General features: G+C 55.9%; 15 protein-coding genes. 2 read left to right on the forward strand and 13 right to left on the reverse strand.

Annotation, left to right across the window (positions count from 1 at the left end; genetic code table 11):
* Positions 1-20: 20 nt before the first annotated feature.
* The 13 genes from BUC36_RS08395 to BUC36_RS08455 form a co-directional block, all read right to left on the reverse strand.
* Entirely contained in the window at positions 21-1,262 is a 1,242-nt protein-coding gene (locus tag BUC36_RS08395; RefSeq protein ID WP_143186918.1) for an outer membrane beta-barrel protein, read from the reverse strand.
* Complete coding sequence (locus BUC36_RS08400) at positions 1,246-2,655, reverse strand: undecaprenyl-phosphate glucose phosphotransferase (protein WP_073273594.1); 1,410 nt, start codon at positions 2,653-2,655, stop codon at positions 1,246-1,248. The genes BUC36_RS08395 and BUC36_RS08400 overlap by 17 nt, the downstream gene beginning before the upstream one ends.
* 1,205 nt (positions 2,656-3,860) lie before the next feature.
* On the reverse strand, positions 3,861-5,246 hold the full coding sequence (locus tag BUC36_RS08405) for an oligosaccharide flippase family protein (RefSeq protein ID WP_159436004.1): 1,386 nt from the start codon (positions 5,244-5,246) through the stop codon (positions 3,861-3,863).
* 178 nt (positions 5,247-5,424) lie between these two features.
* The gene (locus BUC36_RS08410; protein WP_073273598.1) at positions 5,425-6,876 is read right to left on the reverse strand and encodes a hypothetical protein; all 1,452 of its coding nucleotides are present in this window, start codon (positions 6,874-6,876) and stop codon (positions 5,425-5,427) included.
* A gap of 55 nt (positions 6,877-6,931) precedes the next feature.
* Complete coding sequence (locus tag BUC36_RS08415) at positions 6,932-7,732, reverse strand: WecB/TagA/CpsF family glycosyltransferase (RefSeq protein ID WP_073273600.1); 801 nt, start codon at positions 7,730-7,732, stop codon at positions 6,932-6,934.
* Positions 7,729-8,916, reverse strand: coding sequence for a glycosyltransferase family 2 protein (locus BUC36_RS08420; protein WP_073273602.1), 1,188 nt, complete (start codon positions 8,914-8,916; stop codon positions 7,729-7,731). Before BUC36_RS08420 ends, BUC36_RS08415 begins: the two co-directional genes overlap by 4 nt.
* Positions 8,917-9,449: 533 nt before the next feature.
* The gene (locus tag BUC36_RS08425; RefSeq protein ID WP_084535731.1) at positions 9,450-10,454 is read right to left on the reverse strand and encodes a glycosyltransferase family 2 protein; all 1,005 of its coding nucleotides are present in this window, start codon (positions 10,452-10,454) and stop codon (positions 9,450-9,452) included.
* 411 nt (positions 10,455-10,865) lie between these two features.
* Positions 10,866-11,954, reverse strand: a complete 1,089-nt coding sequence (locus tag BUC36_RS08430; protein WP_234994928.1) for a DUF3570 domain-containing protein — start codon at positions 11,952-11,954, stop codon at positions 10,866-10,868.
* A gap of 175 nt (positions 11,955-12,129) precedes the next feature.
* Complete coding sequence (locus tag BUC36_RS08435; protein ID WP_073273604.1) at positions 12,130-12,348, reverse strand: DUF4266 domain-containing protein; 219 nt, start codon at positions 12,346-12,348, stop codon at positions 12,130-12,132.
* Positions 12,349-12,352: 4 nt separating this feature from the next.
* Positions 12,353-12,829 carry a TlpA disulfide reductase family protein gene (locus BUC36_RS08440; RefSeq protein ID WP_073273608.1) on the reverse strand — a complete coding sequence of 159 codons (477 nt, stop codon included), beginning with the start codon at positions 12,827-12,829 and terminating at the stop codon, positions 12,353-12,355.
* 23 nt (positions 12,830-12,852) lie between these two features.
* Positions 12,853-13,506 carry an outer membrane beta-barrel domain-containing protein gene (locus BUC36_RS08445; RefSeq protein ID WP_073273610.1) on the reverse strand — a complete coding sequence of 218 codons (654 nt, stop codon included), beginning with the start codon at positions 13,504-13,506 and terminating at the stop codon, positions 12,853-12,855.
* The gene (locus BUC36_RS08450; RefSeq protein ID WP_073273612.1) at positions 13,476-14,252 is read right to left on the reverse strand and encodes an outer membrane beta-barrel protein; all 777 of its coding nucleotides are present in this window, start codon (positions 14,250-14,252) and stop codon (positions 13,476-13,478) included. Before BUC36_RS08450 ends, BUC36_RS08445 begins: the two co-directional genes overlap by 31 nt.
* Before the next feature lie 3 nt (positions 14,253-14,255).
* On the reverse strand, positions 14,256-16,889 hold the full coding sequence (locus BUC36_RS08455; protein WP_084535735.1) for an HzsA-related protein: 2,634 nt from the start codon (positions 16,887-16,889) through the stop codon (positions 14,256-14,258).
* Positions 16,890-17,125: 236 nt separating this feature from the next.
* Here BUC36_RS08455 and BUC36_RS08460 point away from each other — a divergent pair, with 236 nt between their 5' ends.
* Together BUC36_RS08460 and BUC36_RS08465 are read left to right on the forward strand one after the other, a co-directional pair.
* A complete protein-coding gene (locus BUC36_RS08460; RefSeq protein ID WP_073273614.1) occupies positions 17,126-18,352 on the forward strand; it encodes a hypothetical protein in 1,227 nt (408 codons plus the stop codon).
* Positions 18,353-18,550: 198 nt separating this feature from the next.
* The gene (locus BUC36_RS08465) at positions 18,551-21,001 is read left to right on the forward strand and encodes a LamG domain-containing protein (RefSeq protein WP_234994929.1); all 2,451 of its coding nucleotides are present in this window, start codon (positions 18,551-18,553) and stop codon (positions 20,999-21,001) included.
* Positions 21,002-21,167 lie beyond the last annotated feature (166 nt).

A 21,167-nucleotide genomic window follows, 5' to 3' on the forward strand; every position in this document is an offset into this window, starting at 1 on the left:
TGTTGTTTTAAATCCGTCTATTAAAGCGTCACCGTAAAACCCAGATACATTATATTTCTTGTGTACGCGAAAATGTCGTCAGTAGATCCGTTGACAGTTTTATCGTAACCAGCGCGCAAGATTATCCATCGCTTCATTTCATAGCGTAGAGCGGCACCGACGCCCTTATAAGTATCTCGCCCCAGGCCGGGGTCAGCACCTTCGTAGTCAATCTTTTCAAAGCTATATGTTAGTTCAGAAGAGAATCTTTCGCTCCAGCCATGATCCCAACTGGCGGAATTCATTGTGATATCGACGTAATCTCCATCGCCCTGCATTTCTTCGGTCTTTCTCTCTGTCGTAAATTCTAAAGTACTGTAGGTCAACGGCTTCCAACGAAAGGTCCCGGACCAACGCATTCCAGAAAAATCGCCACGACTTGTACTATCGAACGACTTGGTCCTTGTGCCCAGTCTCGCACTTATCTCAGATTTTGCGGATTCCCAGTCAACCCCAACCAGGTAGTCTGTTTCACTGCTATCAAGAGTCTCTTCGCCCAATCTGCGCTCGTCATATTTTATACGCCAATGGCCCAACTCAGCGACCAGACTCGTCTTGCCAGCAGCTTTAAAAAACACCCCGACCTTTCCGTGTTGGTTAATTCTATTTCTATCCTTCTTTAAAATTCCCGAATAATCTAACTTGCCGATACCAAGTAGCGTTTCAAAACTTAGTCGACTTTGTTCTGCACCCAATACCACTGTCGTCGATATTCCATACTCACTAAATTTGTCCGGTTCCGCGAGCAGCTCTCCAACGCCTCTCGAAAACCTCTCACCTCGCTCGTCATGACCCAGGGAATAATTGCCGTCTATGGATATGCTCTTACGGCTATTCAGCTCCCACTCTGCGCCCAATATAACGTCATGATCTGTATAGTTATCTTCAACACTGTCTAGATATTCCGCCTTCTCAACTGTGTACTGGAGCTTGTACTTATCTGAATTGTTTTGCCCCTCTAAGAGAAAATCCGCGCCGCCGACAAGCACTAAGCTGTCGATCTCTCTGTTACTAGAATTAGTAACATTATCATCGTATAGAACGTCGATATTTACACTGGGCACAAAGTCGATACCGGGTGTTAGCTTTACTCCCTCCGCTAAGGCCAACGGTGGAATCCCGCACATAAAGAGACCAAGCAGTTGACAGAGATCTCGTTTTAACGGTGGCTTAGAGCTTTTATGAGTGGTTTTACGTCGATTATCTTTAATATGAATTTTCACTGATAAATCCTTTGGAAAACGTTAACATTAGAATTCTTAGATCCAATAAAATTGACCAATTACGAATGTAATGGAGGTCATGCTCAACACGGCGAGCCATTTTCTCTACGGTATCCGTTTCCCCACGCCATCCATTGATCTGCGCCCAACCGGTGATACCAGGCTTTACTTTGTGACGGAGCATGTAGCCGTTTACGAGGCGGCGATATTGCTCATTGTGCGCCACGGCATGCGGACGCGGCCCGACGATAGACATACTCCCCTGTAACACATTGAATAGCTGCGGAAGTTCATCGAGTGAAGTTCGGCGCAGGAATCGCCCAAACTTCGTTACCCTGGGATCTTGTCGCTTCGCCTGTACGACAGTCTCTCCATTTTCCTGTACGGACATACTGCGAAACTTCCATACATCGATAACGCGGCCGTCCAGTCCATAGCGCCGCTGTCGGAAGATAGCCGGCCCAGGAGAGGTCAAGCGGATTCCTACCGCGATCGCGGCCATGAGCGGCGCGATAAGAGTAAGAATAGCGGTCGCCAGCACCAAATCCTCGAGCCGCTTGAACCAGACATTCAGTCCTTCTATTGGCGTATCAAATACACTCAACAAGCTGGACTGCCCAACCTGGTACCAATTTGACTGAAGCATATTCGCGACGAATATATTTGGCAGCAGATGCACCGTAGCAGTCGTGTCGGCGAACTCCACTAAAATCTCGCGTATTTGCTCTTCCTCGCGGAGAGGCAATGCCAGGTACACATGATCCAGCATACCCGCGCGCGCGGCGGTCACAGCATCCTCCACACCGCCGATAACTTGTGTGTCATTTAGCAGCGAGTCAGTTTCCGCATCGCTAATAATGCCATCGACGCGGAAGAAGCCCAGAATGCGTATTCCCAGATGCGGATTGTCCGCGATATCTTTAGCAAGCTGTCTGCCTGCCTCGGTCATACCAATAATGGCGCCTGTGCGGATATTGCGGTCTCTCGCACGAAGGCGGAACAGCAATTGTCGCGCTAGGAATCGCCAGACTGCCAAGGCGCTAAATGTGCTGACAATCCACGATCCTACGACGAGGCGCGAGAAGTTAGCCCCTAGCTTGGTAAAGTAGCCCAGCAGGAGCAGTAAAGCACAGGTTGCTATCCACGCGGCAAGGCAAGTACCTATCATGCGGAGGTAGCTTTCGACGCGCCAGGACCGGTAGAGCCCGACGGACTCCGCGAGAAAAGCGAAGCTGGTGACAGCGATCAGCCCTACAATCAGCCAATCCTTCGTCAAACCATGATCAAAGATCGTCAGTGAAACCGCCAAAGCGGAAAAAATAAGAAACCCATCCAATAGTCTGTACAGGGCGGCAATACCTCCCTGGTGAAGACGACCCCATCCCTGTTGCATCTACCTCTCCGTACCTCGTACATCCATGCAGTCTTGGTCGCTGTAAACCACCGATCTTTAACCGCAGTTTCGTCGCCCTCGCGGATCCCCAACCACATATTCACTGACTTTTTACCGGTCAATTTTGTATGAAGCTTGGGACAGCAAGAACACACGACAGTAAATCTCTGCACTTACTGCGTTGCGGTTAAAATATAGCCGTGTTTTTCTCGTCCTCCAGCTATAAATTGATTTTTTTTTGCTCTCGCGTTTGCTTATCTGCCGGCCATTAATTCGGCGTGGAAGGGGCTGTCTAATGGAGGTTTGATCAGAACTTATTAACTGGGTAAGAGGACGATAAATGCCTGATGGAACGCTCAACAACTCAATGTGGTTGGCGCTGTTTTGGTGCAATTCGGCAAAGGGCTGACAGCCCGACAACTATGCATCCCAGTCACAGAGAGCCGCATGGATAGCCGACAAAATACACTATTCAATTAAGCCCTGGCGACCAGTCAGGTCGCCATGTGTGGGCGATGGGGCGCATGAATTTATTGGCTGTGAATACTCAAATGGATTCCGCCACCTGTGATGCGGGAACAACGTTCACACCATGTCCTTTCATATAGTCAGGCGGGCTTATCCCCATTTGAGTCAAAATGGTCGGCGCTAGATCAATCGCATGTCCGTCTCCAATACGCGCCCCTTCCTGAATATCTTTCGCTTTCTGGACTATGAAACCCTCAGGTCTATGGCTGCCTGCGCGATAGCGTGACACCGGTCCGATTCGTCCTAGAGCGGATGCTTAATTGCATCGCTCGCATACTTGTCTTGCCAGCCTATTACAATGTCGGTAGCCGGTTTGCGAACGTCCGGCCCATCGGATCGTCACGCATACACATTATTTTCTATACCAACAGCTCTCCACTGCGCGCAGGTTGCTGACTCGCCATCTCTCCAGATTCCTTATCAAAGATGGCCCTGGCCAAAGATCGATATGTCACGCGCATCGTACGTCTTCAGAATGAGCTCAAGAAATCGAGAATGAGCGGTCCGCCCCCAGCCAGGCGCATTGACCTGCACACCCGCAGCAATACTCAGCGCGTGATACATTTCATATAAATCGTACCGCTAAAGCTATTTCGATCAAATGCGTTGTGCGTGGAAAAAATGGCTATTTTCAACACTTGTATGCACCTACCATGATCTGCTTACCTTGAGTGCTGCTAACTGAAAGCCAGCAAAACATATAGACCAATTAGCGCCAGCGCCAACATATCGGCCTTTATCCGCGCAAATCCCTTATAGTAAGCAACTGCCAAAGCCGCGATGTAGCCAACGAACGCTCCCACACATAGGCCGTATAACATCCCGATCACACCGCCAATGCTGTGGCCGATCAGGATGCCGGTGTTGCAGGTAATCGCTGTTGCCAATTTCATATAGAAAGCGGAGAGGCTGTCACCCTTTGCCAGCGCAATGCTCATGTAAAGCATCTGCAGAAATAGTATGGCGCCATTGACAGATAGAATTGAAAGGTATTCCCCTGCGGCCATGTAACGAGGGTCATACAATATCTCAATGAGTAGCGTGGATATCAGTGACAGGAAGAGAAAGGCCGCCACCCCTAACATGTTACTGATAAATTTCAGCTGACTAATTACCTGATTCAACTGCTCTGGTTTTTCCCTGGCCACACGGGACAAGGCGGGAAAACCGACACTCGACAGCAATTTATCGCTAAGCTCTGCCAGAGCACTGATAAACGTCATCGCTATAGCCAGCAGACCAAGCGTTTCGGCCGATACAAAATAGCCCTGTATCAGCGGCTGTCCGGTACTACCGAGAAAATTCGCCAAGGTTGCCAGCAGTATCCAGCGTCCAAAACGAACGATTTCCAGCACTGCCCCGCGTTCCCAGCACCAGGTGTGCCGATGCGACCCCAGATACTTGTGGCTGAGCACAGTTGCAATCAGGCTGCCAGCTATTGTGCCAATGACAAGAGCCCAGACAGATTTCAATATCAGGGCCATCGTGATGGTAATTGCCGTGGCAATTCCAGCTTTCACAATGTCGAGTATCACCAGGCGTCTGAATTGCAGTTTTCGATTCAGCGTAGAAAGACCCGTAGATGCGAAACCCTCAATGGCAGCGGATGCTCCAACTACACACAGGAGCGGGAACAGGATCGGCTGGTCGTAAATCTTCGAGACCGGCCAGGCCAGGATACAGGCGATTAGCCAGATAACGAATCCACGGATGATTTTTATGGTCCATGCCGTATTGAGATAGTCTTTCTCTTCTCCCCGCTTGCTATGGACGATTGCCTGATGTATCCCCAGATCACCAAACATGGTGATACCCGCCAGGAAGGTGCAGGCAAGCGCCATGATGCCAAATGCTTCCGGGAACAGGATTCTCGTGAGAACCAGGTTGGATGCTAGCTGGATGACTTTTTGTACTGAGAAGCCGGCGACGGACAGAATGGAACCTCGAAGTGAGGCTGCACGGATGCCTGTTCCGCGAATACTGCGGATAAATACCCTGAGCTTCTCGCCAGCATCTAGCGATGTTACCTCGGCGACCCGCTTTGAAGTTGCATCATCCGTCACCCAAACACCCCGTAATTTATGACGCTCGACAGCGACGTCCCGTAGCATGACTTGTGATTTGATCGCATTACTTCCCGCCTTTGAATCTGCGATCCTTATGACGGCATGTCTTTAGCGAAGATGGCGATTGGTCGCAGTACGCTTCTGCGACAGTACGTTTTTTAGCATGCAAAATTGACTAAGATCTTCCTGCATTAAGCGATTCAACATGCACTCTATTTACTGGAGCAAAAACTCTTCGGTTACCAATAAATACCAGGTCATTGATGCTTTGTAGCCTGATACGCTGTCGCTGCCGCAGCGCTTGCCTGTGCATGCGGGATGTGACGCCAAGAACACCACCGAGCAGTAGCCAGAAACAGGGTGTTAGTGAGCTGTTGGGTATTTGATCTATCATGACCAGCATCAGGATCGACATGGTTCCGGCGATCACGCCAATGGCACGGCGATCCCGTGAGCGCTGTGCAGTTCGGACGGTGTAGATGAATGCGCTGAGCAGTAGTCCGGTTTCCGTCAGGTAACCCCAGATCCCATATGTCCCCAGCACGCCAATCAAGTGTCCGTCGGAAATCGAATTGCTCAGCTGATGGCGGCCCCACATCCCCCACCCAAAGGCAATCTTTTTGGCGGCATGTTCCAGCAGCTCACTTTCCTGCGTGAACCTGAATGCGAGAGAATGGGCCCGTTCGCTGCCGAATATTGTTGAGAGCTCAATAAGTTTTTGATAGGGAATAAGGCCATTAATGGCTAGTAATGGATAGACAACTATAAATAGCGTCACGATTATGCTCGCCCTCATTTGTACCTTAGGCGGCAAAAAGAGGATACATAACATGGCGCCAAAGCCTAGCAGCCAGGCACTGACGGCTTTGCACAGAACCAGGATGACCGCAAAATAGATGACCAACAGCCCAATCGGCAGGCCGGAAATTCGATATTTTCTCCGCCAGAGAGTGGCTGTGGCGCAAAGCACCATCGCGATAAATGTCGCAACCAGCAATCCGTGCCCGAGAAAAACCACGGGTCGGAAGCCGTCAAAGCGTATCTGCTGGGTAAACTGGTGGGGAAAAAATCCGTAAACCCAGGTGTGCAATTGTGGACTAATCCTGATCTCCAGTAGCATCAATGGAGAGTATGCTATTCCGGCATAGATAAGCAGTTTTAGAAGCTTGACGATATCTTGTGTATTTCTAACTAATGTTATTCCAAGTAGCAGAGGTAGGATTTTCAAGTAGTTCCCTACCGTGTCTGCTATTGCGTCGTAGTAAGTAAGTCCCGGCTTCTGCCGTAGACCATCAAACATTGGCTCAGGATTTGTGATGGCAGACAGGAGTGGAGCCAACATTAAACAAATAAACAGGCAACGCATGATCGTGCCGTCGGGAAGCAATTTAATACGGACTTTCCTGATGAGAATGCAGCAGACGGCAGCGCTGATTGCCGGTATCGTGATCTGATCCAACGGCGGTATCAGGGGCAGGTCGATCTTAGTCCTGACGGGCAACAGTAAATACCCTCCGACCAGCACCCAAAATGTTGCCGTTAGCGTGCTCATTCGCGACATTCGATAGATAACAATCGCGACCAGCGGCCAGCTTATCAGGGCAATATAGGCAAATGTATTCGGCACAAACTAACTCTCAAGGGTGGATTTATTGTGGATAGTTATCGATGTAGATATGGCACTATCCATTGGCCTTAATTTTTCTAGTGTGTGGCCCATGCTGCCGCAATGTGTTAACAATGCCCGGAAGGTAAATCAGGTTCAAAATATATCTCCTTACCAGTCGGCGCGGGTTGCTGATCATACGATAGAGCCACTCGCAACTGATTGTTTGCATCCAGTCAGGCGCACGCTTCTCTTGCCCTGTCATAAATAGCAACGAGGCACCGACGCACAAGGCCACACCTCGGCACGGAGCCGTACCAATGCGATGGGCCAGAAGTTCCTGTTGCGGAGAGCCGACTGCAATAAATATATAGTCTGGATTCAGCGCGCAGGTGGCTCTGACAATCTCTTCAACCTCCTGCGGCTTCTTGATAAAGCCCATGGAGGGATTGATGTGCGAAATGTCGAGGTCACAGTACTGCTCCCGAAGCGCTTCGATCACCTTCCGGTCTCCGCCAATGATCAATATACGATCGGCCGGGCCAAGAAGCTGGTCAAACAGCCTGCAGGTCAGGGTACTTCCCGGAACGGCTTCCGGTACTGAAACTCCAATGACCGGCATAAGCAATTTCAGTACTCTGCTGTCGCAGAGCGAAAGACTGGATTGACGGTAGATTTCACGCAAGCTGGAGTCATCGCTACTAAGATACAGGCGCTGCAGGTGATCTATGTTGGGGGTAATCACATAGTGATATTGCTTCGACTTTGCGAGACTCTGTATTTCCCGTATGGCCTCATCCATCTTAACGGCGTCGAATGGGCAAAGCGGTAAATCTATTCGCTGTGGCTGTTCCTGTGTCCCATATAATGTCTTCATTTTCTCGCCGTCCTAACCCATTCGCGTTGTCTCTTGGTGATGAATCGCGTATAGAGCGCGAGTTTTGTCGCGGGATGGAGTGCCGCCCGACTCAACTCGGACGGACTGATAAGGTCTCTGGCACAAAGCATCCAGGCGACGGAAATGGCACTTGCCAGAGTGGCGCACGATAAGAGTGCAAGGTAGACTGGCGCTGTTTGGGACAAGAAAACGCCAGCCGCAAAGCCGATGGCTGTGTAGACAAAGTTTAGGATTACCAGCAGGCTGATCGGCGGCACAGAAAGATCCAGTGCCATCGCGAATAGGCGGCGATCGAATTTTCTTATCGACCTGACGATCAAGGCCGGCACCCGGCTGAATATGATTTGCAGATGTCCATGCTCCCAGCGTTCTCGCTGAGATTGCATTCCGCCTTTCGACTTGGGAAATTGGCTGACGACGCATATATCCGCGCAGAAGTTTGGATAGGCGGAAATTGTCGCCAGGTTTATGCCCATCTCGATGTCTTCGACCAGGTTAGATGAAGCGAGATTTACCGAGCTGATCATTTCCCAGGGAAACGCCATGCCGCTTCCAGCGAGCTGGCAGGGAAGATCTAGATTTTTCAGGCCCAAAGGTCGCAGATAGTTCTTAAGCCGCCAGGCGAAGTGTCTTATTCGTTCTGAAAGGCTCTCACCGCCGAAGACACGCATGCCACTATACGCCTGTACAGGCATTCGTTGCTTTAGCGCCAATCCGGCAAGATCAGCAGGTGTACCTGTGGAGAACGCACTATCTGCGTCTAATATGATGACGACTTCCGGGGGAGCGCTTTGAAGTATCTGCAAGCCAAAATCCAGCGCGTATCCCTTCCCCAGCTTCGTATTGTCATGTCGCTCGGCGACACTCGCGCCGCACCTTCGCGCCAGCTGGGCGGTGTCGTCAGTGCAATTATCCGCGACCACTAATATACGGCCTTTTGCGGTCATTAATCGCTTCAACGCGGTAATTGCTTTTACGATGGTCGGGGATTCGTCGTGCGCGGGTATTAGCACGACATAGGAGCTCAATTTTTCCGGGCGGGGGATCTTACAGTTGCGACTTTTCAGTTCATCGCGGGCAGACAAAATTTCTGCCAGCAAGATTAGACTCCACAGCAGTAGGACAGCACCGGGAATCAGAAGGAACAGAAACAGCTCATCCATGAGACATCTTCTACTGACGCCAATTTTGTAGTCATCAATGGCGTCGTTTATCTTTAACTTATCTATCTATCTTGATTGCATCACTGACTACAGTGAAGGTCATCAAGCGTGGTATGCAGGTGCACTGCTTTGCGACAGACACGAAATTTAAGATAGGAGATTCACGGAATTCTGCCGTACTTCTTGGCGACAGTTTTCTTCATTTCTTGCAAAAAAGATTTTTTGACTGCATGCGACAATTTATCGGCTTTGAGACAAGCCGCACTGCAGTAACAATATTTTTTTAATTATGAATCGTTCACTAGCAAAGAATTGCAACATCGAACGGGCGGCACGACCAGTAGCGGGCTAAGGACCTTCAACGCTGAAACACAGCAGACACTCATTCACTGTTGAACACTTATTCGGTACTGAAATTGCGGTGCAATTTTTATGAATACGAAAAATACAGCGATTAATTTTAGTAAATCGACATAGAATGGAGAGACGGCGAGAACGGCAATACAAGTTGGTAATAAATATTTAGCGGGTGGTTATTTATATTCGATCAGGCGGAATTCCTTCTTCCGCAAAATCGTTCGATAGAAGTCGATAACACCGACAAATTGTGCAAACTTCCCGATAACGATGTAGCTGCTGTTGATCGCGGCCAGCTTTTTGCTCAAACGTGATCTTCGCACACCATTGACATAAACCTTGATCCACAAAGGGACATACAGAAGCAATACTGACGTCGCTGCGACCACACTAAAGGGAAATAGTAGAAGCGACGTGAGTGGCAGAAGGGCGCCCCAGAATATGACGCTCGCCAGACTTCGCTGTTTGAAAGCACCAAGCGTTTCGCGATGCACATAGTGACTGTGGGCATAGGAGTGACCGCATCGCCGTGCGCGCTGCAGGAGCTGAGAGATCTTGCTGATATCCGATTCATGCACCGCCATCGGCTGGTCGATTCTGATGATTTTCCATCGACTCGATCTGAGGCGGTGACACAGCTCCGGCTCTTCCCCGGCAATCATGGATTCGTTAAACATGCCAACGGTTTGTAGCGCAGCAATACGGCCAAAAAATATGCCGCCACAGGCGTCTATTTCACCGGTATTTCCGCTCCACTCTATTTCACAGAGCTTACTGAATATCGTGCTATCGGCATCTTTCTCCTGAAGGTGGCCACAGACAATGGCGGCCTCGTCATGGGACTTCATGAACTCATGGGCTTCGCTCAACCATTTTTCCTCCAGCGTGCAATCCCCATCGAGGAACTGCACAAATCGAGTTGCTGGCGCAATTCTTCTCAGCACTTCAAGCCCTTCATTGCGGGCTCGCGCAGCGGAAAAGGGACGCACGGGGTCGAGCTGAAGTACCTGGCTACAGTAGCATTTGGCCAGCTCCACACTGCCATCAATGGATCCCGAATCCACGTATATTGTCGGATAGCCACGCCCGTGGACGGAGATAAGGCTCCGCCGCAGCCGCTCTCCTTCATTGCGGCCGATGACAACGATCCCGATGTCCGGCATGGTATTTTTATCGCTCATTGAAAATCAGTTTTCTGCAAGGGTTATGCCGATTGTTACTGAACTGAAGGATGCGTTTTTGTGTAGTGATTTTTCGCGAGCCGGCTTTCGCAACCTGACGAAACGTTGCAAAGTGAGCATTAGCTTAGCTCACCGTGGCGGTTATCAACGAAGACCCTGCCAATGGAGGAGGATCTGTGCGCTTATTTCTGTAGCCACGCCGTAGGACAGCGAGAGGCGGCGACCTTACTCCCGAAGAAGATCAAGCAGGCACTCTGAATCAATCTCCAGCGATTGGCCGGAAGTACCGAGGTGTTCCCAAAAAGATAAGGAAAGAGATGAATGCAGAAAGGCGGGAATTTTTTGGGCACCGGGATTACTGGCCGATGCCCGCGGGGAGCGACGGTACGGCACCGCAGCCCCCCTCAACAATTACAGCCACACAGACCAGAACAGACGGATAACATTGGCGCCGAAACTATAGGCGGGTTCGTCGCCCGGTGCTATATCGCTGCCGTCACCATGCACCGTAACGTCGCGGAAGTTGTCGTAGTCAAACATCATATGGTCCCAATGTAAGTTGAGCGTATTTTTACGCTCAAACAGGGACCAGCGCTCCGGTAGCAGGTAACTGACGCCGATACCAAAGGAGACGTTACTGAAATCACTCAGTTCCTTGTCCCGCGCCCTAAAGCTGGTGGCATTCAGATACGGGAACAGGTCACTGTAAAAGTCAGCGCCACGCTGCTGGTAGAAGCGCAGCTTGCCCTCAAGAATCCACTGGTCTTTCTCGGCCAACGGGTGGGTATACCTGAATTCGATATTATTGGCGCGAATACCCCAGCTGTCGGCGTAGTAGCGATACTCACCTTTTACGGCTGCCCGGTATGGCAATCGATATTTTGCGCGCAGTGCTATCGCATCGCTGTTGCGGGTGGTGGGGTAGAGCTCCGGCTGATAGCTGAAACCCGCGCCCGAGGCGGGATCGAGATAACGGACACTACGATAGGGGTTGTTGAGAAAACCCTCATCGGCGACCGTTTCCACGCTCAATTCGGCGATTAGTTTTTGTGTCAGTATCTGGTTCCAGCTCAGCGCATAGCGCCGGTGCTCTGCCTGCGCAGAAAAGTTGTCATCGCCGTTGCGGTAGACATCATCGTTGCCGTAGCTGACGCGCAGCCCCAGGGTACTGAGGTCGCCAAAGAAACCCTGGCTGATACCAAAGGAGACTGTCTCCGCCTGGTAGTCATTCTCCGAGCTGTTGGTGTAGCCGAGACTGAGGGTCGCTTTGTCCACCAGATAGTCAGCGCCGAGCGAGTACTCATCGCGCTGCTCGGAATAGCGGCTGGCCGTCGCCTCGACATCGATGGAGGCGCCGGAAATCATGTCCACGTAATAGTTCGCAGACAGCGACAGCGAGCTGCCGATATTCTTGCGCACCAGTAGCGAAGGACCGTCAATGGTGACGCCGCCGCCGCTGTAGGAGTGGTACATGCTATCGGCGCGTTCTTCCGGCAGCACCGCAGCGCTGGCAGTGAGCGGAAAAAGCAGCCAAACGCACGCCAGACATATAACAGAGGTGAGGATTTTGTAGGATGGGCAAAGCGAAGTGTGCCCATCAATACCGAAACTGATGGGCACGTCGCTGAGCTCCTTTGCCCATCCTACAATTGGGACTCGGCGCTCCCGGCAAAGATTAGTTACAGCCACAACCGCCCCCGCTGCCGCCTTCCGCGCCGCGAGCCGCCTCGCGCGCTTCGTACACATGGTTCATATAGCGGGCCGCCACCGGGTGCTGCTCGAAACTCATGATCGGGTCGGCGAGATACTGCCGCTCATAGGGGGCGACCCAGGGCGTCGCCGTGCAGCCGCTAACGAAGGCTGCGGCACAGATAAGAAAAAACGCGCGGGCCATAGGCTTACTCCCGGATCAGCTCCTTGATGATTTTCTTGTAGGCGGCCTCGTCGCCGTCGCGATAGCCGCGATGGATTTGGCGTACATTGCCGTCGCGATCGATAAAGACCGAGCTTGGCATGGCGTCGATACCGTACAATTTGCTGACGTTGCCGGCACTGTCGAACAATATGGGGAAATCCACCGGGATCTTGCCCAGCATTTTCTCCGCATCGGCGCGCTCGGCATCGACATTTACGCCCCAGACCTGGAAGCCGGCGGCGGCGTAGCGGGCGTTCAACTCGTCGAGCAGCGGCATTTCCTTGCGACAGGGCCCGCACCAGGAAGCCCAGAAGTTCAGCATGATCACGTCGCCGCGCTGCTCCGCCAGTCGCAGGTTGTCGCCTTTGTTGGACGCGAGGGTGAAATCCGCCGAGGGTTCCGCGGCAGAGGCCAGGTGGGCGGAGACAATCAGAGCCAGGGCGGCTAACAGTCGAAACATCGCAATCAGTCCTTATTGTCGATTTAGAAAAAGAACGAAACGCCGAGCTGCGCAGACAGGTTGTGAGTGGTCTGCGCCTCGCCAAAAATCTCGTGCTCGAAAATGTGGTCGCGAAAATCCAGCCGCACCGCCAGCCAGTCGTTGGCCAGTACGCGGGCGCCGGCGCCGACGTTGTAGGTAAAGTGCTCCTCGTCGGCAAAAGAGGTATTGCCGACACCGCCGATCAGATACAGGCTGCTGTTCAGGGCCCAGTCGCCGAAGACAAAATACTCCCCGGGAAACAGGTTCCACGCCAGCGACAGGTTGTAGAAGCTGAGCTTGCGCTGCTCGTCGGTCAACAGTGGCGCGGAGCCACTCAGGCGCTCAAAACTGGACTCGCCCAGCTCGGTCTCGCCGTAGGCGGCTTCCATAAAGACATCTTCATTGATGTGATAGGCCAGCGCGGCGCCATACAGTGCATTGGAGCCGAAGTCCTCCACATTGATGACGCCAGCGAAGGTGCTGAACTCGATGTTTTCACTGTCGATCTGCGACTCGCGGATCTCGCGGCGCTCCAGGTCCGGAGAAATGATATCGCCTAATACATCATCACCATCCTGCGCGACGACGGCGGGAGTGGCGGCCAGCGCGGCTACTGTCGCCGCGGCTACAGATAAACGTCGAAACCAAGTTTCCACTCGACTATCTCCTGATTGTTTTCCCGCGAAGTGAGCAGGTAGTGATTGGCATACTCCGCTCTGAGGGCAAAGCGGCGGGACAGATAGGTTTTCACCCCCACACCGGTCAACATGGCGGTATCGCGACGATCACTGGTGGCGACAATCGTGGCATTGGGCGAAGTCAGATTGATACCGGTGCCGAGCATAAAGTAGGGCGTCAGCCGCCAGTGGGGATAGGGCTGGTGGAGCACCGCCAGCTGGTAGGTCTGGCTATCGGAAAAGTCGCCCACGGCCTGGGTTGCGCGCAGCTCGACGGACAGGTTGCGGGTAAAGCGGTAACCGAGCGTTGCGCCCATGGAGTTGGCGCCAGCGAAGTCGCCGTAGGAAAAGCCCAGGTGAAAGTGCTGTGACTCCACGTCGCTGAAATCCGGCAGTGGCACCCGCACCAGTTCGCCATCTTCGCCATAGATTTCATTCAGGTCGGCGACGCGTACCCAACCGCTCTTGTCTCTGTGCGCGGCCACCTTGACCCAGTCGGTGCGGCGTTTCAGCAGCCACAACTGTTCCCCGTATTCGGCGACATGAAAGATCGGATAGCCGCGGCCGGGCCCGGTGTAGATATTCACGAAGGGACTGCCGACCGTCACCAGCTCGGCGCCTTCGGGCACTTCCTCCGGCGCCGCCAGGGATCGAGCCGAAACGCCGCTGCACATCAGTAACAGTGCAATGCAGAAAACAGAAAAGCGGGAACAAACGCGCAACATGAATCAGTTCACCGGTGCCGCAAAGGGATCGTTGTAATACTGCGCACCGATATCCAGCCATTCGGAAATCAGCCTCAGTTCCGCCGGGTCCAGATAGTCCGCATGCGCCGCCCCCGGCGCGAACATCTCGAAGAAGCGGCTGCCGTTGGCGGCGTCGCCCATAAGACGGTCGACATCGACGGTCACCATAACCGGAATCGGGTTGCCGTCGCTGTCGAGGATCAGGTTGCCGTCCTCGTCGGTCTCGAACACCAGGTTGCCGTTGTCATCGCGCTCCTGCACCAATATCGGGCTCAGGGCACCGTCCACCAGTTCCTCGGTGGGGTTGTCGAACAGTAGCTCCACATAGGAAGTCATCCAGTCTGCATTGGCTGCGGACGCCGCCGCGGTCAGATCCAGCTGTCCCGCCGGGATCCGCAGCATGCCGGCCGCATCGCGGTTGGAGTGGCAGACCGTACAGGTGCGGTCCTCGATCAGGTTACCGCCGGCGTCAAGCACTTCCCGCGTGCGCTCCCACAGCGGCTGGATATGCTGCGGGTAGTGGATCACGCTGCGGCAGCCGGCCCAGTCGTCCAGGCAGGTAGCCGCAATCGGCAGCGGCGTCTGCAGATCGGCATAGGCAATGCTGCTGCTCGGATCCTTGGCGCGCACGGCCGGATCTGTCCACAGGTCACTGAAACTGATATCGCGTTCCAGTTGTGTCTCGCCGGCGATGCGGGCCAGCAGCTGCGCCATCGTCTCGCCGATTTCCGCCACCAGTGCCGGTTCCGTGTTCGGGAAAGGGACGCCGGATGTGGGCGCTCCGGCCCAGGCGGACGCAGGCTCTTTGTCCGGGCGCCCGTGGGGCACTTCACTGTCACCGGTATGGCAGCCGTTGCAGGTGCGCACCTCGCCGGCGCGCAGCTGCAGCCAGCTGCGGTGGCGGCCGACGATACGGCGGCCATCGGCGTCGACCACGGAGATGGCCAGCGGCATGTCCGCCGGTAGCTTGACCCGCACCGAGCCGTCCGGCTGGATCGGCGTGTAACCGAGAATATCGCGCATGCCGTGGGCGCGGTTGCGGCCGAAGGCGGAACGGTCGAAATCCAGGATATCGTCGTCGGGAATTCCCACCGCCTTGGCGACGCGCAGGAAGCGCGCCGGGCGCAATTCGGCGGGTGTGATATCTGGGTCGGCGAGATTCGGGATACCGGCCCCGCCCTCTCCCGCAAGCATGTCCACGCCGTCGAAGTCATAGACACTGCGGATATCCAGAATACCCACCCCGTCCTGCACCAGTTCGCTGTCCAGGTCGACGCCGGCGATCGGCTCGGGTAGATAGGCGGGTTCGGTGCGCGGCTCCAGGGTGACGCCCTCGGATATCATCTCGCCCTCCTCGGCGACGACGATCGGCAGCTGCGTGCCTTCCGCGTAATCGTAAATCCACAGGCCGTAAATTGGATCCGCCGGCACTACCTCTTCCTGGCTCAGCCACTCGTCGGTGCAGGGCCGCGGCAAACCGGTCTCCGCCTCGAGCACCCGGCACTCACTCCAGCTGACCAGCAGCCGGCTGGTACCGTCGTAGAAGGGCCAGGCGGCGGCGAAGAGTCCGTGGGGCGAGAGGCTGCCATCGGTGATGACCTCTTCCACCGCGATGGATTCCTGGCCGACCACTTCGCCTTCGCCTTCCGGCAGGCTGTAGGCCTCGGTATGGTTGGCGCTGTCGATGGCCACCAGATCGCCACCGTAGCTGGTTCCCGCCGGCGCACGCAGTGTGATCAGCAGGCGACCGTCGGGCATCTGCCGCGGCCTGACGAAAGCGGCATCGGTCTGCGCGGTGCCGGTCTGCTGGCTGTGGTAACCGTAATTGAATGCCAGGTCGGTGCCATCCGGCTCGATGGTGTAGAGACTGAGGTTGTCGACACCGCCCATATTGTCCCAGCGGTTGAACAGAATGCGGCCGTCATTCAGTACCGTCGGGTGCAGGTCGTGACTCTGGTTAAAGGAAATCTGCCGAATAGCGCTGCCGTCCGCCTCCATGGCGTGCAGCACAAATGCCTCGTTGCGCTGGTTCTCGCTCAGCGAGGAGAACTGCGGTTTGTTGTCGTCCAGCAGCAGGGCGCGGGAGCGGCGCTGGCGGGTGGAGGAAAACACTATACGCCCGTCCGGCAGGAACGCCGGGGCAATATCCTGGCCTTCCTCCGCAATCAGGTCCGACTCGATCACGCGCCTGAGTTCGCGGCTCTCGCGATCGTAGAGCCAGATATTCCAGGTGGGCTGTTCATCGTCGTCCGCGCCCTCGATTTCCGGTGCGCGCATGGAGAACACCAGGCGCTGGCCATCGGCGGAGGTGTTCAGATCCTTTACGTCGTAGTCGCCGTCGAACAGCCCGGCGGTCAGCACCGTCTCGGGTGCGCTGGGTGTGGCGCGATCCTTCATGACAAGCTGGGCACCGGGATTGAAGTCCGCCGGCGAGTAGATATCGTCCTCCACCAGGGCGCCGTCGTCCTCGAAGCCGAGCTGGCGACGCACGAAGGCGATCGGGTAGTCCACCACCACCGGGTCTTCGGCCTGATCGCCCCCGGCTGAGGAGTCGCCACTACCGCCGCTGCACGCGGATAACACCAGCAGTGCCGGCAGCGCACGCATATATTTCATTGTTGTTTACACCCGCAATCGGCTCGGTCCACCCGGTGCTCTGCCAGATCTATCGCCGCTGGTCTGAAAATTTCTCTATGCGCGACATTTTTCCCGCGCGGCGACATTCTCTCAAGCCGCGCACAAAAAATTTGCCAACTGGCCCCCAGTTCTCGCAAGTCGCTCTAGCAATACCCAACCCAGCTTTTAGTATTTGGTGTCACTACAGTCAGTGATCACTTCAACACCCTAGCTCGATGAATACTCAACCATCTCGACTGCGCGCGGCCGGGCCCATTGCCGCGGGCGCACTGCTCGGCGCCTGCCTGTGGGCGGGCACGGCCAGTGCGGCACCCCAGGACCAGGCCCTGCAGATGCACAGCCGCCTGACCGGCGTAAAACCCTCGGAGAGCGTGCTGCTCGATATGGCCCAGGATATTGTCGACGGCAACCCGCAGGCCGCCGCCTACACGGCGATGCAGAACGACGCCTTCTACAATGTGACGCTGAAGAACCTGGCCACCCCCTGGACCAATCGCGATCGCGATGTCTTCGCCCCACTGAACGATTACTCCGCGACGGTGATCGGCATGGTGCGCGACGATATCGATTTCCGCGAGGTTCTCTTCGGCAACGTCATTTATACCGGCAATGCCTCCGGGCTGCCGCCCTACCGCAACAGTGACAACGCCCACTATGAGGCACTGGAAGCCGGCGGCTATTCGCTGAAAGACAATCTGGTGCAGCAGGCCCAGTCGTCGGTCACCGGACTGCCGACCAATGCGACTGCGGGCGTAATGACGACTCGCGGAGCCGCCAAGTCCTTTTTCATCGCCGGCACCAACCGGGCCATGTTCCGCTTTACCCTGCTCAACCACCTGTGCCGCGACATGGAGCAGGTGCAGGATACCAGCCGCCCGCCGGATCGCATCCGCCAGGACGTCAGCCGCAGTCCCGGCGGCGACAGCCGCGTATTCCAGAACAACTGCATCGGCTGCCACAGCGGCATGGATCCCATGGCCCAGGCCTTCGCCTTCTACGACTTCGCCTACGACGCCGACAACGATCCCGAAGGGGAAAACGGCAGCATCGACTACAACAGCGCCGGACAAACCGATCCTGTGACCGGCAGCCGGGTCAAGGCGAAAAACCATATCAACAGCGCCAACTTTCCCCACGGCTTCATCCTGCCGGACGACAGCTGGGACAACTACTGGCGCGCAGGGCCGAATATGCACCTGGGCTGGAGCAGCGCCCTGCCCGGCAGCGGCAACGGCGCCAAGTCCATGGGTGAGGAACTGGCCAACAGCCGCGCCTTTGCCGAGTGCCAGGTCACCAAGGTGTTCCGCCAGGTCTGTCTGCGCGAGCCGGAAGACACTGCCGATCGCGCGCGTATCGACGCCATCGCCGACGACTTCAGCAGTAGCGGTTACCGGCTGAAGCAGGTCTATGCCGATGCTGCTGTTTACTGCGCGGGGGATTGAGCTATGAATTTTGAGTTAAGCTCCGCAATTCGTGCAGGGGCGGCCCTGCTGCCGGTTTGGCCTTGCGGAACACGCCGTGAATCCATCCCTGGAGGCTTGTCGGCGAGGTCCCTCTCGCCGACAGTCCCGCAAGGCCAAACCGGCAGCAGGGCCTTCGCATCCAGTTCGCAACCTCGATCAATACTACATATTCCCGGGTTGTTTTTTGCGGCGGCAATCCTCTCCGCCTGTAGCGGCGGCAGCGGCCAGGACACCGAAGAACTTCCCAATACCAATCCGCCGAGCAGCGGTGCCAGTTATTCCGGCCCGGCGCCGGAGACCGACGACGTCAAACAGTACAAACGTTATATCTGGGACAACCTGGCGGCCGAGAATCGCTGCGGCAGCTGTCACGTGGAAGGCGGCCAGAGCCCCCACTTTGTGCGCGGTGACGATATCAATGCCGCCTACGATGCCGGCCGCGATCTGGTGAACCTGGCCAGGCCCGCGGAGTCGCGGCTGGTCACCAAGGTCGGCGGTGGCCACAACTGCTGGCTGTCCAGTGCCGATGCCTGTGCGGAAATCATCACCAACTATATCGAGGAGTGGGCGCTGGCCAGCGGCAGCCTGACCAACACCATCACCCTCACCGCCCCGGTGGAACGCACCGTCGGCGCCAGCAAGAGCTTCCCCACGTCCAGCGGCGGTTTTGGCGGCACCGTCTATCCCCTGCTGCGCACCTACTGCGCGGGCTGCCACAGCGAGGACGCCGGCACCGCCCAGCAACCCTATTTCGCCAGCGCCAATCTGGAACAGGCCTACGACGCGGCGAAGAGCAAGATGAACCTGGATAACCCGGCCAACTCGCGCTTTTCCCTTCGCCTCGGCAAAGAATTCCACAACTGCTGGGACGATTGCGACGCAAACGAAGCGGAAATGACCGCGGCCATCCAGGCGTTTGCCGACAGCATCCCGCTGACCCAGGTGGATGCCAACTGGGTGATCAGTAAGGCGCTGCTGCTCACCGACGGCATCGTCGCCAGCAGCGGCGGCCGCGTGGAGAACAACGCGATCGCCCTGTACGAGTTCAAGACCGGCAGCGGCACCACCGCCTACGACACCTCCGGCGTCAACCCGGCCATCGACCTGACCCTGACCGGCGACGTCGAGTGGCTCGGCTCCTGGGGTATTCAGCTGAAGGGCGGCAAGGCCCAGGGCGCGACCGCCACCAGCCGCAAGCTGTACGACACCTTGAGCGCCACCGGCGAGTACACCATCGAGGCCTGGGTGGCACCGGCAAACGTTTCCCAGGAGGGGCCGGCGCGCATCGTCACCTACTCAGGCGGTAACGACATTCGCAACTTCACCCTCGGCCAGGCGCTGTACAACTACACCTTCCAGAACCGCAGTGACAGCACCGACGCCGACGGCATGCCGGCGCTGATCACCGACGACATGGCCGAGCGCGCCCAGGCGACCCTGCAACATGTGGTCGCCACCTACGACCCGATCGAGGGGCGCAAGCTGTACGTCAACGGCGAATTCACCGGCGATATCGACCCGGCGACGGCCGAACTGCTCAGCACCTGGGACGACACCTTCGCGCTGGCACTGGGCAGCGAAGTGTCCAACGACAATAAATGGGAAGGTTCCGTGCGCCTGCTGGCGATTCACTCCCGCGCCCTGTCCGCCGAGGATGTCGCCACCAACTACGCGGTCGGCGTCGGCGAGAAATACCTGCTGCTGTTCAAGGTTGAAGAGCACACCGGCATACCGCAGAGCTATGTGATGTTCGAGGTGCAGCAGTTCGACAACTACGGCTACCTGTTTAGCGAGCCGACTTTTGTCAGCCTCGACGACAACGCGGATCCCAGCGGCATCGCCATAGAAGGCATGCGCATCGGTGTCAACGGCCGCGAGGCGGAAGTGGGCCAGGCCTGGGCCAACCTGTCGACCGCGATCAACGGCAACTATACGTCCGGAACAGGCCAGCTGCTGTCGCGGCTCGGCACCATCATCACGCTGGACAAGGGGCCGGAATACGACGAATTCTTCCTCACCTTCGAGCGCCTCGGCAGCGAAACCTTTACTCGTGTCGAACCGGTACCGGCGGCACCGGCGGCGCCGGCAGACCTGGATCCGCAATCCAGGATCGGCCTGCGCCGTTTCGAACAGATTCACGCGGCCCTGTCGCGCGCCACCGGCATTTCCAGCGCGCATCCGGATATCGTGGACACCTGGGAAAAGGTCAAGCGCCAGCTGCCGGTGGAGAGCGATATCCAGGGCTTCCTCGCCGCACAGCAGATGGGCATCACCCAGCTGGCAGTGAAGTACTGCAGCACCCTGGTCGATTCCCCGTCGCGCAGCAGTTACTTCCCCGGCTTCGATTTCAGTGCGCCAATCGGCAGCGCCTTCGACACCCCGGCAAAGCGCGCCCAGGTGATCGACCCGCTGATCAGCAATCTGCTCGGCCACGAGATGACCTGGCACGATGGCAGCATCTCGCAACTGGCCGTGGCACCGGACCTGGGCGCGGTCGAAACGGAGCTGAACAGCCTGATCGATACTATGGAAAACTGCAGCGGCAGCGACTGCACCGGCCGCACCGAGACCACGGTTAAAGCCGTGTGCGCGGCGGCGATGGGCAGCGCGATGATTCTGATTCACTGACAATACCGGTTGCGGCCGATGGCCGTTCCTAAGGCCGCATGTTAACTGTTCCGCGCAATCGTCATACCGGCGAAAGCCGGTATCTAGTTTCGAGACAGCTGGATTCCGGCCTTCGCCGGAATGACGAAAACGATTCGCAGGCGCGGCCACTGGCCGCGATCAAATT

The organism is Microbulbifer donghaiensis, from assembly GCF_900129095.1.
GTDB classification, from domain to species: domain Bacteria; phylum Pseudomonadota; class Gammaproteobacteria; order Pseudomonadales; family Cellvibrionaceae; genus Microbulbifer; species Microbulbifer donghaiensis.

Coding starts and splice junctions, on each gene's coding strand:
- BUC36_RS08450 (WP_073273612.1), bottom strand. CDS start 14,252: ATGTTGCGCGTTTGTTCCCGCTTTTCTGTTTTCTGCATTGCACTGTTA.
- BUC36_RS08460 (WP_073273614.1), top strand. CDS start 17,126: ATGAATACTCAACCATCTCGACTGCGCGCGGCCGGGCCCATTGCCGCG.
- BUC36_RS08425 (WP_084535731.1), bottom strand. CDS start 10,454: ATGAGCGATAAAAATACCATGCCGGACATCGGGATCGTTGTCATCGGC.
- BUC36_RS08435 (WP_073273604.1), bottom strand. CDS start 12,348: ATGGCCCGCGCGTTTTTTCTTATCTGTGCCGCAGCCTTCGTTAGCGGC.
- BUC36_RS08455 (WP_084535735.1), bottom strand. CDS start 16,889: ATGAAATATATGCGTGCGCTGCCGGCACTGCTGGTGTTATCCGCGTGC.
- BUC36_RS08440 (WP_073273608.1), bottom strand. CDS start 12,829: ATGTTTCGACTGTTAGCCGCCCTGGCTCTGATTGTCTCCGCCCACCTG.
- BUC36_RS08400 (WP_073273594.1), bottom strand. CDS start 2,655: ATGCAACAGGGATGGGGTCGTCTTCACCAGGGAGGTATTGCCGCCCTG.
- BUC36_RS08415 (WP_073273600.1), bottom strand. CDS start 7,732: ATGAAGACATTATATGGGACACAGGAACAGCCACAGCGAATAGATTTA.
- BUC36_RS08420 (WP_073273602.1), bottom strand. CDS start 8,916: ATGGATGAGCTGTTTCTGTTCCTTCTGATTCCCGGTGCTGTCCTACTG.